The sequence below is a fragment of the Staphylococcus sp. HMSC063A07 genome (assembly GCF_001836955.1).
Taxonomy (GTDB): Bacteria; Bacillota; Bacilli; order Staphylococcales; family Staphylococcaceae; genus Staphylococcus; species Staphylococcus lugdunensis.
In genome coordinates this window covers 217,280-232,116 of sequence record NZ_KV830932.1, presented here as the reverse complement: position 1 = coordinate 232,116, position 14,837 = coordinate 217,280, and the positions used below count along the sequence as shown (strand labels likewise).

The window sequence follows — 14,837 nt, the reverse complement described above, 5'->3', positions numbered from 1 at the left end:
GATCAAAAAGCAGTTTGTTACAAGAAAGGTAGCGGGACTACGAATTTATTAGAATTCTGTCTCGCTCAGCGGCAAGAGTGACTAAGGTGGAAAAGCTTGATATAAGCATATTTTTAATACAGTCTATTCATATATAGTTTAGAGCTTAAAACGTAATTATGTTTTAAGCTCTAAATAGCTAGATTCATGCCAATAAAAATAATTCATATAATGAAATAATTTTTATTGTGCATTTAAGCTTATTTTTAAAGTTTTATAAAGCTTGTGCCGTCGGACGGATGATGATTTCATTAATTGAAGTTTCCACAGGTGTATCAATTGCAAATTGAATCGTACGTGCAACTTGTTCAGGTGGAATAGCTAGATTTGAGTAGAAGTCTTTAAGATTGTCTTTAATTTCTTGATCACTACCCTGTTGTGGTAATTCAGTTTGTACAGCTCCAGGTGAAATAACAGTTACACGTATATTTGATTGTACGCTTGCTTCCTCTTGTCGTAATGCTTCACTTGCTGCCCATACACCAAACTTAGTAGCTGAATATACACCTGTTGTTGCGCCAGATTGGTGTGCAGATAATGAAGCAATATTGATAATATGACCTGATTGTTGCTTACGCATAGTAGGTAAGGCAGCATCTATACCATATAAAGTTCCTTTTAAGTTAACATCAATCATTTGATCCCATTCTTCAACCAAACCTTTTGAAAATTCAGACAATGGCATTAGTCCTGCATTATTAATCCATACATCAATTTTTTTATAGTTTTCTAATGTCACTTGAGCTACTTTTTTACTTTCTTCTAGTTTTGATACATCTGCAGTAACATAGATGGCTTGACCACCATCATTTCTAATATCATTAACTAATTGAACCAAACGTTCCTTACGTCGCGCAGCAATTACTAAAATATTACCAGCTTTAGCTAACATTTTGGCAGTTGCTTCTCCTATACCACTACTTGCTCCTGTGATTACAATTACTTTTGACATATGTTAATCGTCTCCTTTTTCATCTTTCCTTAGGGCTACATAAGCCTCATAGCGTGCTTTTTCTGTATAACCATTTTTTTGTAGTTCTGCTAAATGTTGATGGATTTGTATCTTTTTGACTAGATATTCACGAGTAGATATAAGTTCATTAATTTGTGTATCCAATTTAGTTAAAGTGTTATTCAAAAGTTGAGTTGATAATTGATGATTGTGAAATTCTTTCATAATTTGTTTGATATCTTGTAATGACATACCAACATTTCGATAATGTGCAATCGCCATAAGCGTATCCATAGTTATTTCATTAAAAATACGAATACCTTGCTTATTTCTAGGTATATTAATTAAACCTTCTTTTTCGTAAAAACGTATAGTGTGTGGTGAAAGTCCAGTCTCATTAGATACTTCTTTGATTGTCTTCATTGAATCTCCTTTCCAACATATCTTAACCATAAACCCTTAGAGTAACTCTAAGTCAAGCTTTAAGTATAATGAAATTATAAAGGTGGTAGAGGGACTACGAAATCATTATGAATTCTGTCTCGCTCAGCGGCAAGAGTGACTAAGGTGAAAAAGCTTGATATAATCGTATTTTTAATACAGTTAACTACTGCCAATACAGAGATCAAAGCTCAAAATATAATTATGTCCCAGACTTAATAATATTATTAGTCAAAAATAATTAATTATTTATTTTTAAGTAACGGTTTTCATGTGATTTTGATATAATAGAGCTATGTAAAACAAAGGAGGGGTAACAATGATTTTAGGATTAGCATTGATTCCATCAAAATCATTTCAAGATGAGGTGAACGCATACCGTAAACGTTATGATACTCATTACGCTCAAATTAAACCTCATATCACAATCAAGGCGCAATTTCATATTAATGAAACGGAATTAGATTCAGTTAAACAAGATATTAAAGCTAGAATTAGTGATATTGCACCTATTGATGTACATGTGACAAAAGCATCAAGTTTTAAGCCAACTAATAATGTTATCTACTTTAAAGTTGCGAAAACAGATGAATTAGAAAAATTATTTAAACAATTTAATACAGATGCTTTTTATGGTATAGCTGAACATGCATTTGTCCCACACTTTACTATCGCTCAAGGTTTATCAAGCCAAGAGTTTGAAGATATTTATGGACAAGTTAAATTAGCAGGGGTAGACCATAAAGAAGTTATTGAAGCATTATCACTCTTAGAATATGACAATCAAGAAGATAAGTGGAATGTTATTGATACATTTCAATTTTAAACAATATGAATAAAAGATACTGTATGATGCACAGTCTAGTCATCATACAGTATCTTTTTTTAATGCGTATGTTTATTTGATTTAACGAAAAACGTGCCATAGAAAAATGCTAGAAATAGGAATACTATAGCTGAAAAGTAAAATGCATTATTCAAACTGTTTGTGAATTGAGTGATAAGACCGCCAAATAGTGGACCTATCATCGAACCAAAACCTTGCACACTATTAAAAACGCCCCATGTTTCTTCTTGCTCTTCGGGATTAATTTGTCCTGCCATAAACGTATTCCAAGCAGGGAGTAATAAACCATACATAAGGCCAATAAATAACGCAATTAACCACACAATCATGATGTTTGTGACTAATGACAGCCAGAAAATAAATGCTGTGTATAGTACAAAGCCAAAAATGATAATGCTATACATAAAGTTACGGCTATTATTGTCAATCATTTTAGATAAGAACAGCATAGAAAAGGCACAGGCCAATCCACCAATTACAATAGCAACGGTATATTCTATGGTTGTTACTTTGACAACTTTTGTCGCATACGTCGGTAAAATAGGAACGAGTGCTGAAACTGCTGCACCTTGGAGTAAAATACCAGGAAACAACACAAGATGTCGTTTCATAACGTTAATAATTTGACCGATTTGTTCTTTAACTGGCTTAGTATTGTAATTAGTTAATTGAATATTAACAAAGTAATACATAACCCAAGCAACAATGACAACTAAAGACATCATAAAGGCAAAGCGAGTAGGGTGCAATTTAACAAGCACATTCATAAACGCCCAACCAACGAGCAACCCAGAGAGCCATGCAAAATAAACATAACCCATTTGTTTGCCACGTTTATTTTCCTCTACACTTGATAACATGATAACCCAGATTGGGCTAACAGCGATACCGAGCATAATCGCTGATAAGATAATGATAATAGGGTTTGCTGGAACCCAAATCACTAAAAATAAACTAATAAAAGCGAGGAAAAAGCCTGCTGTTAGCACAAGCTTTGCTCCCCATTTTTTTAGTAGAAAACCTATAACGAAATTGGTAGATGCATCTGCAATAAAATGTATGGATAAAGCTGCAGATGTTACAGCCACGGAAATCGATGTGACAGTTGGCAAATAGTTTATATAACTAAGTGTATACATACCACGTGCGAATTCCATTAAAAATAAAATAATTAGCATGATGACAAAGCTTTTCTTACTATTTGTATGACTATTTGACAAAGAATCTTGCATACAATGGAACCCTTCCGTAAACTTCTTGATATTGTGATGAGTGATTGATTAAAGATAATAAATCAGTACATAATTTATATGTAGAATAGTCTACTTTTGTTTTTTTCATGCGTTGTGACATTGCTTGTAAAGCTTGTACATCATGCGTTAATTCAGATACACAGTTAATTGCATCTTCAGGTGTATCTGCAATTCTACCAAAACCTTTGTTTTCAAAATAACGCGCATTTTCTAACTCTTGTCCAGGTGCAGGGTTTAAAAAGACCATAGGAAGCGTTCTTGTTAGCGCTTCGGATATTGTGATGCCGCCTGGTTTTGTAATCATAAGTTGACTTGATGCCATCCATTCATTCATATTTTTAGTAAATCCTAGAATTAATACATTTTCTTGTTCTTTGAATTCAAAGGCTAATGATTGTTTTAAACCTTTGTTTTTGCCGCAAATCATCACAATTTGTGCGTGCGGACTCTTATCTAATATAGCTTTAATCAATTGGTCGAAACCTTTAGACACTCCGAATGCCCCTGCAGACATTAAAATCGTTGGTTTTTCTGGGTCTAATTTATGCTTTCTTAACCAAGCATCTTTATCAATCGGAGCTTCGAATTTATCTGATATTGGAATGCCTGTAACCTTAATATGAGATGCTGGAATGCCTACACTCATAAAATCAGCTTTGGTATCTTCAGTAGCTACATAATAACGCTGTGAATGCGGTGTGATCCAGTTTTTTTGCATACGATAATCTGTCATTACAGTTGCGATAGGTATGTTCATATTAAACTGTTCCGTTAAAACAGACATGACTGGTGTTGGAAAAGTCAAGAGGATCAAGTCAGGCTTTTCTTTCAACAGCAAGTTTATTAATTTATTTAAGCCATAATATTTGTAAAAACATTTATCTATCTCTTCAGGGCGACTATAGTAAAAGTTTTTGTACATATTGCGAAAATATTTAAAGCTATTGATATACCACTTTTTACAGATAGAAGTCAAAATTGGATGAGCTTCCATAAATAAGTCATGTTCAATAACACTGAGATGATCCAAATTCATTTCATTGAATTGGTTAACGATACTTTCTGTTACTTGTAAGTGTCCGTTACCAAAGGACCCAGTAATAATCAATATCTTTTTAGTTTGAGTAACCATAAATAGCCACCCTCCGTTAGTTTCAGTTTCAATTATATCTAAGCATTATAACACATTCATTCATCTTTGATAGTCGTCGTTGTCTTAATGTTACTAATCACTTAATAGTACTTTATTAATATAAAAATGTTAAATAATTAAGTCCTTACTATATTAATTGACTATATCTTTGTATATTACCATGGTAGCACGATTTTAATGAAATGTATTGTCATAATACAATTTATAGTAAATTTTTAAAATTTTTACCCTAAATTAATAAAGTTAAGCCCTAATTAATTTTTTGACTAATTAAATCGGATGTAAATGTTTTGATTGAAAAAGATAAGAATAAATTTATCATCATCTTTAAAACGTGTATAATGAAAGTATTGTAAAAAAAGTATTGTAAAAAAGGAGCGATACGTTTTGAATGCGAGCACATTATTTGAAAAAATTAGAGTAAAACAAGTAATTGGAACTTTAGATAGACACGTAACGGATATTACAACGGATTCACGTACAGCTAAATCAGGAAGTATTTTTGTAGCATCAAAAGGTTATACGGTAGACAGTCACAAATTTTGTCAAGATGTCATTAACCAAGGATGTCAAATTATTGTTGTGAAAAGTAAGCAAGAAGTCGAAGGCGATGTAACTCAAATTATTGTTAGTGAGACACTCAGAGTGGCAAGTTTGTTAGCGCATACCTTATTTGATTTTCCGAGCCATCAATTAACGACGTATGGTGTTACTGGAACAAATGGTAAAACTTCAATTGCTACCATGATTCATTTGATTTATCGTAAGTTACATAAAAATAGTGCTTATTTAGGAACAAATGGTTTCCAAATTAATGAGCAAAAGACAAAAGGTGCGAATACTACGCCTGAGACAGTGTCATTAACTAAAAAGATTAAAGAAGCCGTGGATGCTGGTGCAGAAGCGATGACAATGGAAGTGTCAAGTCATGGTTTAGCTTTAGGTCGACTTAGAGGTGTTGAATTTGATGTTGCTATATTTTCAAATTTAACACAAGATCACTTAGATTTTCATGGCACTATGGAAGCATATGGACATGCTAAATCATTACTCTTTAGTCAATTAGGAGAAGATTTATCTAAAGAAAAGTACGTAGTTTTAAACAACGATGATGCTTTTTCTGAATATTTAGCGTCAGTAACCCCATACGAAATTTTTACATACGGTATTGATAACGATGCGCAATTTAAAGCAATTCATATTAATGAATCATTACAAGGAGTAACATTTGAACTTGACACACCATTTGGTAACTATAATGTACAATCACCATATGTTGGTAAATTCAATATTTCAAACTTAATGGCAGCAATGATTGCTGTGTGGAGTAAAGGAATACCTTTTGAAACTATTGTCGAAGCAGTGAAAACGCTTGAACCGGTCGAAGGACGACTTGAAGTACTTGATCCGAATTTACCTATAGATTTGATTATTGATTACGCACATACAGCAGATGGAATGAACAAATTAATAGATGCTGTTAAACCATTCGTAAAACGAAAACTGATTTTCTTAGTAGGTATGGCGGGTGAACGTGATTTAACTAAAACTCCAGAAATGGGAACAGTAGCTTGTCGAGCAGATTATGTTATCTTTACACCAGATAACCCAGCTAATGATGATCCTAAAATGCTAACTTCAGAATTAGCTAAAGGGGCCACGCACGATAACTATGTTGAATTTGAAGATCGCGCAGAAGGCATTAGACATGCAATTGAAGTTGCCGAACCGGGGGATACAGTTGTATTAGCATCTAAAGGAAGAGAACCTTATCAAATTATGCCAGGACATGTTAAAGTTCCGCATAGGGATGATTTGATAGGCTTAGAAGCTGCCTATAAGAAATTTGGCGGTGGCCCCGTTGATCGTTAAACAACTGATTATTCATCATGAAACGGTTAATGTTTATCTATATAAGAATAAAGAAACAAATCATTTGTTGATAGCTATTCCAGATGTTTTCTGGTCTTTCGAAATATCTTTAGCTACACATATAAATAAAATTAACGATGAATTAATGATGCAATTATTTACTTTTAATAATGAACAAGATGCAAGTACAATTGCTTCTAAATTAACTGGTTGGATTGCGGATAATTTAAAAGGAGATTTATAAATGAGTTTAAAAGATGAAGTAGAGTCAAGAAAGACGTTTGCCATCATTTCTCACCCAGATGCTGGTAAAACAACGTTAACAGAAAAACTATTATACTTTAGCGGTGCGATTCGTGAAGCAGGTACTGTTAAAGGTAAAAAGAGTGGTAAATTTGCTACAAGTGACTGGATGAAAGTTGAGCAAGAACGTGGTATTTCAGTTACAAGTTCAGTTATGCAATTTGATTACGATAATTATAAAATCAATATTCTTGATACACCAGGGCATGAAGACTTTTCAGAAGATACGTATCGTACTTTAATGGCTGTTGATAGTGCTGTCATGGTTATCGACTGTGCTAAAGGAATCGAACCACAGACATTGAAGTTATTTAAAGTTTGTAAAATGAGAGGTATTCCGATTTTTACATTTATCAATAAGTTAGATAGAGTTGGTAAAGAACCATTTGAATTATTAGATGAAATTGAAGAAACATTGAATATTGATACATATCCAATGAATTGGCCTATCGGTATGGGACAAAACTTCTTTGGCATTATTGATCGCAAAACAAAAACAATTGAGCCATTTAGAGATGAAGAAAATATATTACATCTAAACGATGATTTTGAACTGCAAGAAGCGCATGCAATCCAGAGTGATAGTGCATTTAGCCAAGCAATTGAAGAAATGATGCTCGTTGATGAAGCTGGAGAGCAATTTGATGATGAGGCCTTATTAAGTGGCGATTTAACACCTGTATTCTTTGGGTCAGCATTAGCAAATTTTGGAGTGCAAAATTTCTTAAATGCTTATGTTGATTTTGCGCCAATGCCTCATGCAAGACAAACAAAAGAAGATATAGAAGTAAGTCCATTTGATGCTGATTTTTCAGGATTTATATTTAAAATTCAAGCCAATATGGATCCAAAACATAGAGATAGAATTGCCTTTATGCGTGTAGTAAGTGGTGCATTTGAGCGAGGTATGGATGTAACGTTACAGCGTACACTTAAAAAGCAAAAAATCACACGTTCTACTTCATTTATGGCAGACGATAAAGAGACGGTCAATCATGCAGTTGCTGGTGATATTATAGGTTTATATGATACGGGGAACTATCAAATTGGTGATACACTGGTTGGCGGTAAACAAAAATATAGTTTTCAAGATTTACCCCAATTTACCCCGGAAATATTTATGAAAGTATCTGCCAAAAACGTTATGAAACAAAAGCATTTTCATAAAGGTATAGAACAATTAGTACAAGAAGGTGCAATTCAATACTATAAAACATTACACACCAATCAAATTATTCTAGGTGCAGTAGGCCAGTTGCAATTTGAAGTATTTGAACACCGCATGAAGAACGAATATAACGTCGATGTTATCATGGAACCTGTAGGTAGAAAAATTGCTAGATGGATTGAAAACGAAGATGATATTAAAGATAAGATGAATACATCACGTTCTATTCTAGTTAAAGATAGATATGACCAACTTGTATTCCTTTTTGAAAATGAGTTTGCAACACGTTGGTTTGAGGAGAAATTCCCAGAAATAAAACTTTATAGCTTGTTGTAATTATATGAATCTTCAAGTTACTTATAAATTAGCCACACAATTTGTAGGCAATATATTGTACTAAGTTATCAATATATGTATAATATTGGTAACAAATGAATACCTATGACTGATGTCAGAGGGGAGTAACTTGAGATGTGGACAGGCACTTCGCTGCATTTATTAATAAAATGTCTGCATTAACACTTTATCGTCACTACGAAGGATGACTTCCGGTAAAGTGAGCGTCATCGCTTAGTGAGACCTTTGCTAATAATTTAGCATGGGTCTCTTTATTTGTATATCATGAACAAAGGAGTTGTCCGCTTTGGATCCGAGCTTAATTTTGCCTTATTTATGGGTTATACTCGTTCTTGTATTTTTGGAAGGCTTACTTGCCGCAGATAATGCAGTTGTAATGGCGGTAATGGTAAGACATTTACCACCAGAACAAAGAAAGAAAGCCTTGTTTTATGGATTATTAGGTGCTTTTATATTTAGATTTATTGCATTATTCTTAATTAGTATTATTGCGAACTTTTGGTTTATACAAGCAGCAGGGGCTGTTTACTTAATTTTTATGTCTATTAAAAATTTATGGAATTTCTTCCATAGTAAAGATGAACCTCAACCTGAAGGTGATGATCATCATTATGATGAACACGGGGTTGAAAAGAAATTAAGCCCATTACAATTCTGGGGCACTGTATTAAAAGTTGAGTTTGCAGATATCGCATTTGCAATTGATTCTATGTTAGCCGCAATGGCAATAGCTGTAACATTACCAAAAGTTGGAATTCATTTTGGTGGTATGGATTTAGGTCAATTTTCGGTGATGTTTATTGGCGGCATGATTGGTGTTATTCTAATGCGTTTTGCAGCAACATGGTTTGTAGAGCTACTTAACAAATATCCTGGCTTAGAAGGTGCAGCATTTGCTATTGTAGGTTGGGTAGGTATCAAGTTAGTTGTGATTGTTTTAGCACATAAAGACATTGCGGTGTTACCAGAAGATTTTCCACATTCAACTTTATGGCAAACTATATTCTGGGTAGTAATGATAGGTTTAGTTTTGGTAGGTTGGTTAACATCTGTACACAATAATAAAAAACGTGAACAACAATAAAGATAGATAACTTTGTCCATGGAGCATTCATGGGCAGAGTTTTTTTATAACTATAACAAATTGCAGATTTTAGTTAGACATATTAAGATTTAAAATATAGAAGTATATAGTAAAATGCTATAAATGTTCGTTATCATCAAGCAATTATACATTGATTGTGTCATAATAATAGAGTAATAAAAGTAAGGAGTTGTCATCTTTGGATAAGGGTAAAAAACAAGTGATACCTAGAAGTCAGTATCGAAGAAAAAGACGCGAATTTTTCCATAATGAAGAAAGAGAAGCACGAATTCAACAAGAGCAACAAGAAAAATTAAAACAAGCAAAAAAAGAAGCGCAGCAATCTAAAGTTAATGAAGAGCGTGTTAAAGATAATTTAAGAAAAGCACGTATTGAGAAATTAACGCAAGAAGAAATCCATCAACAACACAGTCAAGATATAAAAGAAAATACCCCAGACACTAGTATTCAAGATAATAATCATATAAAACAACCAGTTGGAAAAGAAACAAATAGTATTGATGATGAGAAAAATACAGTAGAACATCACGCTAAAAAAACTGACGAAAAAATAAAGCAACAGAATGCGATTGACCGTGCAGATAATTATCAAAATGATGAACCTATCCAACAGAAAACATCAGAAACAAAAGAAAAACCAAAAGAGACAGAATTACAAAATGATAGTAAAGATAATAAAGAGCAGCAACGAGATACATTAGAGAAACAGGAATCAAGACCTAAGAAAACGAATAAAAAACATAATAGTAAATTCAATCAGTCAACAACAAAAAAAGTCAATCAAGAAGAGCCACCTTTATACACACACCAGCAAATAAAGAAAGAAAATACACAACGTAAAAACGACACAGAGACAGTAAATTCAAAGGATGAACAAAAGCAACAAGCAGCAAATATAACAAGCGCTAAAAAGAACCATAAGCAAACACATCAAGAAAAGCCTAAAAAAACACAAACAGAACCCAATAAGGCAACTAAAGAGAATAAACAAGATAATATTAATAATGCACAGATTTTAGAAAGCATCACTAAATTCTTTAAAAAACATTGGGTTAAAGTTGTTATTGTTGTTGCATTAATTATATTAATTTTATTATTAAGTGCAATATTTAGAAATGTAAATAACACTGGAACAAATCAAAGTGGTTTACTCAACTCTGGAAATCATGATAAGAAATATACAGCTACTATGAAAAGTGCCAATAGCGCAGTTAAATCAGTAGTTACGGTGGAAAGTGAATCACCTAAAAACAGCACCTTACCCAAAGATACTAAAGACTCAGAAAGTGAAATTGGTTCAGGTGTCGTCTACAAAAAAGTGGACGGCGCCATTTATATTATGACCAATGCACATGTAGTAGGAAATGAAAAAAAACAAAAACTTACATATGGCAATAACCAAACAATTCAAGGAAAAGTTGTAGGAAAAGATAAATGGTCTGATATTGCTGTTATCAAAGCTGAAGCACCTAAAGACGATGCATTAACACCAATTGACATTGGCGATTCTAGTAATTTAATACTCGGACAATCCATTTTAGTGGTCGGTAACCCATTAGGCGTTGATTTTAAAGGCTCAGTTTCTAAGGGGATTATTTCTGGTATGAATCGTTTTGTACCAGCTGATTTAGATAAAGATGGTAAATATGATGTTTTATCGAAAGCATTTCAAGTTGATGCACCAGTTAACCCAGGGAATTCTGGTGGTGCTGTTGTGGATGAAAATGGTGACTTAATAGGTATTGCCTCTTTAAAAATCAACATGGATAACGTAGAAGGTATGGCATTTGCCATTCCAATTAATGATGCTCAAAAAATTGCAAAACAACTAGAAGATAAAGGGAAAGTTGTTTATCCTAATACAGGCATTGATTTACAAAATGTCGGCGACTTAAATGATACTGAAAGAAAAGCAATAAAATTACCGGACAAAGTAAAAAATGGTGTTGTGATTAAACAAATCGATACAGATTCTTTAGGTGAAAAATCGGGTTTAAAAACAGATGATGTCATAGTAGAATTAGATGGTAAGCTAATTGAAGATAATTTGAGATATAGACAGATTATATTTAGTCATAGAGAAGATTTAAAAACGATTACAGCAAAAATTTATCGTGATGGTGAGCTGAAAGAAGTAAAAATTAAATTGAAATAGTGTTGAGGTGAAGTAGATGTCTATCTTCAATCAGTTACTAAAGAAAACCACTCCTCAACAGGGGATTGTACTGTATTATTTAGTAGCCATCGTCATTGCATTTTTATTATTAAATTTACCATTTGTCCATAAACCTAATGTCAATGTCAATCCAATAGATACTTTATTTGTAGCTGTATCTGGTATTAGTGTGACTGGATTATCGCCAGTTAATATTGTAGACACATATTCTACATTTGGCCAAGTCATCATTCTAATCATTCTAAATATTGGTGGCATTGGTGTGATGGCTATTGGAACCCTATTATGGGTTGTATTAGGTAAACGTATTGGGATACGTGAACGTCAACTCATTATGCTTGATAATAATAGGGAAACGATGAGTGGAACAGTTAAATTAATACTTGATATTGTAAAAACCATATTTGTTATTGAATTAGTCGGTGCATTATTACTAGCATTTTATTTTTATAGAGATAATCCAGATTTAAAAAACGCTTTAATGCAAGGTTTATTTGTGTCAATATCAGCTACTACAAATGGGGGCTTAGATATAACAGGGGAATCTCTTATTCCTTATGCAAATGATTACTTTGTCCAAACTATCGTGATGGTATTAATTATTTTAGGTTCCATTGGATTCCCAGTACTATTAGAGACAAAAGCATATATAAAAAATAGAATAACTAACTTCAGATTTTCATTATTTACAAAAATAACGACATCAACTTATTTCTTCTTATTCTTTTTTGGGATTATAGCAATTTTAGCACTAGAACATAATCATGCATTTAAAGGACTTAGTTGGCATCAGGAATTATTTTATTCATTCTTTCAGTCAGCAACTACAAGAAGTGCAGGATTACAAACGATAGATGTGACTAACTTCAGTGATGCTACAAATATTATTATGAGTTTACTCATGTTTATTGGTTCATCTCCTAGTTCTGTAGGTGGTGGAATTCGAACAACTACATTTGCTATCTTAATATTATTTGCACTTAATTTTAGTAATAATGAAGAAAAAACATCTATTAAAGTTTTCAATAGAGAATTGCATATTATGGATATACAACGATCATTTGCTGTATTTATAATGGCAAGTATTTTAACCTTTGTAAGTATGATTGTTATTGCTACAGCTGAGAATGGTAAATTAACTTTCTTACAAGTGTTTTTTGAAGTGATGTCTGCGTTTGGTACTTGCGGGTTAACACTAGGGGTAACTGATGATATTAGCAATGTGACTAAAATAGTATTAATGGTTCTTATGTTTATAGGACGTGTAGGTTTGATTTCATTTATTATAATGATTGCCGGTCGAAGAGAACCAGATAAATATCATTATCCAAAAGAGCGTATTCAAATTGGTTAATTATCACTTGTACGTTGGAATAGAAGCAAAACGATAGTTTAATAATTAATTACACAATCTTGTCGGGGCGAGACTACGAATTCATATTGAATTCTGTCTCGCGCCTTTTTTAATATTTCTTAATATGTCTAGCTGTTGATGAAGAATTTAAAAACATACAGAAACTTGTTTAACATGGATTGTTTAATATGATCGATGTTAAACTAAAGTTGACAGGAGGATGGCAATATGGAGAAAAATGAGAGAATTAGTGTTGACGTCATTACTACTACGGATATGCATAGTCAATTCTTAAATGGAAATTATGGCTCAAATATATATAGAGCAGGGCAATACGTAAAAGATATTAGAAAACGTAATAAACATGTCTTGTTACTTGATAGTGGAGGAAGTTTAGCCGGCTCGTTACCAGCTTATTACTATGCCATAGTTGCTCCATATAAGCGACATCCTATGATAAAACTAATGAATGCGATGCAATATGATGCAAGTGGTATTAGTTCAGATGAATTTAAGTTTGGTCTGTCCTTTTTAACACGCTCAGTATCACTTGCAAGGTTTCCATGGTTATCCGCAAATATAGAATATAACATGACACGTGAGCCATACTTTTCAACGCCTTATGTAATCAAACAATATCAAGATGTGAGAATTGGTATTATAGGATTAACCGCAGATGGATTAATGAAAAATGAATACGCTGAAATGGAACCAGATGTAAAAATCGAGAAAACCTTACTATCTGCTAAACGCTGGATTCGTTATATTCATGAAACTGAAAAAATTGATTTTTTAATTGTAATTTATCATGGTGGTTTAGATAAAATAAGCCAAACTACAAATAGTCGTCATAGTGAAAATGCAAATGAAGCTGAGAAATTAATACGTGAGATGGGTGTGATAGATTTAATTATTACGGCGCATCAACATCAAACGGTAATAGGTAAAGACAATGAAACGGTGTATGTACAAGCTGGACAAAACGCTGAAGAATTGGTTCATATTAATATACAGTTTAAAAAACGCACGAATAGCTATGAAATAGAACATGTCAATGCCGAAGCTATAAATTTAAATCAACATAATGAAGATGAAGCATTATTAAAGTTAACATATTATGATAGAAAAGCAGTTACACATTGGTCTAATGAAATCATTGCTGAAACCTCGTGCTCCTTACAAGTAAATAGCTTAGAAGATATGGTAGCGGGTTCACATCACTTTACACAACTGCTGCATGACAGTTTGCGGTATGCATTTAACAATAATATCACCTGTGTTAATGTGCCTAGAAATGGAGAGCAAGGGTTAAAACAGCAGATACAAAATAAAGATATTTATGAAGCATATCCTCATCCAGACAAACCCATTGATATAACGCTGTTAGGTCAACAGATCAAAGATATCTTAGAATATAGTTATGCACATTTGGAAATTGAAGATGACCATTTGAAACAAACTGTGATAGATGAAACATTATGCACGCAATGGCAAGGATTTAATTATGAAGTGAATATGAAAAAGCCGCCATTTCAAAGGGTTACTATTAAAGGAATTGATTTAAATGGTAGTTATCGTGTTACTATGACCGATTATTGTTTTAGAAATTATCAGTTTATCATTGGTGACGTTATAGTAAACAGAGATAGTTTTGAATATCCAATGTCATTTATTATGACAAAACTATTAAACACCCATGACTATCGCCCTCAAATTAAAAATAATTTTATTGTAAACTCCTAACAATGATGCTTCATTAATTATAAACGTAGTGTAGCATTCAATTACTTGTTTTAAACTAAAAAATAAAAGCATTT

General features: G+C 32.7%; 12 protein-coding genes. 8 read left to right on the top strand and 4 right to left on the bottom strand.

Annotated features, from left to right (window positions below; translation table 11 throughout):
* Positions 1 to 253: 253 nt before the first annotated feature.
* Both HMPREF2597_RS11075 and HMPREF2597_RS11070 read right to left on the bottom strand, forming a co-directional pair.
* Positions 254 to 991: an SDR family oxidoreductase gene (locus tag HMPREF2597_RS11075; RefSeq protein WP_002459497.1), complete on the bottom strand. Its 738-nt coding sequence runs from the start codon at positions 989 to 991 to the stop codon at positions 254 to 256.
* A gap of 3 nt (positions 992 to 994) precedes the next feature.
* Positions 995 to 1,414 carry a MerR family transcriptional regulator gene (locus tag HMPREF2597_RS11070; RefSeq protein WP_002478411.1) on the bottom strand — a complete coding sequence of 140 codons (420 nt, stop codon included), beginning with the start codon at positions 1,412 to 1,414 and terminating at the stop codon, positions 995 to 997.
* 337 nt (positions 1,415 to 1,751) lie between these two features.
* Here HMPREF2597_RS11070 and HMPREF2597_RS11065 point away from each other — a divergent pair, with 337 nt between their 5' ends.
* Entirely contained in the window at positions 1,752 to 2,258 is a 507-nt protein-coding gene (locus HMPREF2597_RS11065; protein ID WP_002478410.1) for a YjcG family protein, read from the top strand.
* 59 nt (positions 2,259 to 2,317) lie between these two features.
* Here the strand turns inward: HMPREF2597_RS11065 and ltaA are convergent, their stop codons facing one another.
* Complete coding sequence (gene ltaA / locus HMPREF2597_RS11060) at positions 2,318 to 3,511, bottom strand: lipoteichoic acid biosynthesis MFS flippase LtaA (RefSeq protein WP_002459494.1); 1,194 nt, start codon at positions 3,509 to 3,511, stop codon at positions 2,318 to 2,320.
* Positions 3,489 to 4,664, bottom strand: coding sequence for a diglucosyl diacylglycerol synthase (locus HMPREF2597_RS11055; protein WP_002478409.1), 1,176 nt, complete (start codon positions 4,662 to 4,664; stop codon positions 3,489 to 3,491). Before HMPREF2597_RS11055 ends, ltaA begins: the two co-directional genes overlap by 23 nt.
* Positions 4,665 to 5,072: 408 nt before the next feature.
* Here HMPREF2597_RS11055 and HMPREF2597_RS11050 point away from each other — a divergent pair, with 408 nt between their 5' ends.
* The 7 genes from HMPREF2597_RS11050 to HMPREF2597_RS11020 all read left to right on the top strand — a co-directional run bounded on the left by HMPREF2597_RS11050 (position 5,073) and on the right by HMPREF2597_RS11020 (position 14,763).
* Entirely contained in the window at positions 5,073 to 6,557 is a 1,485-nt protein-coding gene (locus HMPREF2597_RS11050; protein WP_002478408.1) for a UDP-N-acetylmuramoyl-L-alanyl-D-glutamate--L-lysine ligase, read from the top strand.
* Complete coding sequence (locus HMPREF2597_RS11045; RefSeq protein WP_002459491.1) at positions 6,547 to 6,801, top strand: YueH family protein; 255 nt, start codon at positions 6,547 to 6,549, stop codon at positions 6,799 to 6,801. Before HMPREF2597_RS11050 ends, HMPREF2597_RS11045 begins: the two co-directional genes overlap by 11 nt.
* A complete protein-coding gene (locus HMPREF2597_RS11040; protein WP_002478407.1) occupies positions 6,802 to 8,364 on the top strand; it encodes a peptide chain release factor 3 in 1,563 nt (520 codons plus the stop codon). It begins immediately after the preceding gene.
* A 307-nt stretch (positions 8,365 to 8,671) separates the two neighbouring features.
* Positions 8,672 to 9,469 carry a TerC family protein gene (locus HMPREF2597_RS11035; protein ID WP_002459489.1) on the top strand — a complete coding sequence of 266 codons (798 nt, stop codon included), beginning with the start codon at positions 8,672 to 8,674 and terminating at the stop codon, positions 9,467 to 9,469.
* A gap of 199 nt (positions 9,470 to 9,668) precedes the next feature.
* Entirely contained in the window at positions 9,669 to 11,645 is a 1,977-nt protein-coding gene (locus HMPREF2597_RS11030; protein ID WP_002478406.1) for a S1C family serine protease, read from the top strand.
* 16 nt (positions 11,646 to 11,661) lie between these two features.
* Positions 11,662 to 13,020 carry a TrkH family potassium uptake protein gene (locus HMPREF2597_RS11025; protein WP_002459487.1) on the top strand — a complete coding sequence of 453 codons (1,359 nt, stop codon included), beginning with the start codon at positions 11,662 to 11,664 and terminating at the stop codon, positions 13,018 to 13,020.
* Between the two features lie 228 nt (positions 13,021 to 13,248).
* The gene (locus tag HMPREF2597_RS11020; protein ID WP_002478405.1) at positions 13,249 to 14,763 is read left to right on the top strand and encodes a bifunctional metallophosphatase/5'-nucleotidase; all 1,515 of its coding nucleotides are present in this window, start codon (positions 13,249 to 13,251) and stop codon (positions 14,761 to 14,763) included.
* The last annotated feature ends 74 nt before the right edge of the window (positions 14,764 to 14,837 follow it).

Bases quoted from the DNA above. Each gene is read 5' to 3' on its own strand.
- HMPREF2597_RS11075 (WP_002459497.1), bottom strand. From the start codon at position 991: ATGTCAAAAGTAATTGTAATCACAGGAGCAAGTAGTGGTATAGGAGAA.
- ltaA (WP_002459494.1), bottom strand. From the start codon at position 3,511: ATGCAAGATTCTTTGTCAAATAGTCATACAAATAGTAAGAAAAGCTTT.
- HMPREF2597_RS11040 (WP_002478407.1), top strand. From the start codon at position 6,802: ATGAGTTTAAAAGATGAAGTAGAGTCAAGAAAGACGTTTGCCATCATT.
- HMPREF2597_RS11025 (WP_002459487.1), top strand. From the start codon at position 11,662: ATGTCTATCTTCAATCAGTTACTAAAGAAAACCACTCCTCAACAGGGG.
- HMPREF2597_RS11020 (WP_002478405.1), top strand. From the start codon at position 13,249: ATGGAGAAAAATGAGAGAATTAGTGTTGACGTCATTACTACTACGGAT.
- HMPREF2597_RS11065 (WP_002478410.1), top strand. From the start codon at position 1,752: ATGATTTTAGGATTAGCATTGATTCCATCAAAATCATTTCAAGATGAG.
- HMPREF2597_RS11070 (WP_002478411.1), bottom strand. From the start codon at position 1,414: ATGAAGACAATCAAAGAAGTATCTAATGAGACTGGACTTTCACCACAC.
- HMPREF2597_RS11055 (WP_002478409.1), bottom strand. From the start codon at position 4,664: ATGGTTACTCAAACTAAAAAGATATTGATTATTACTGGGTCCTTTGGT.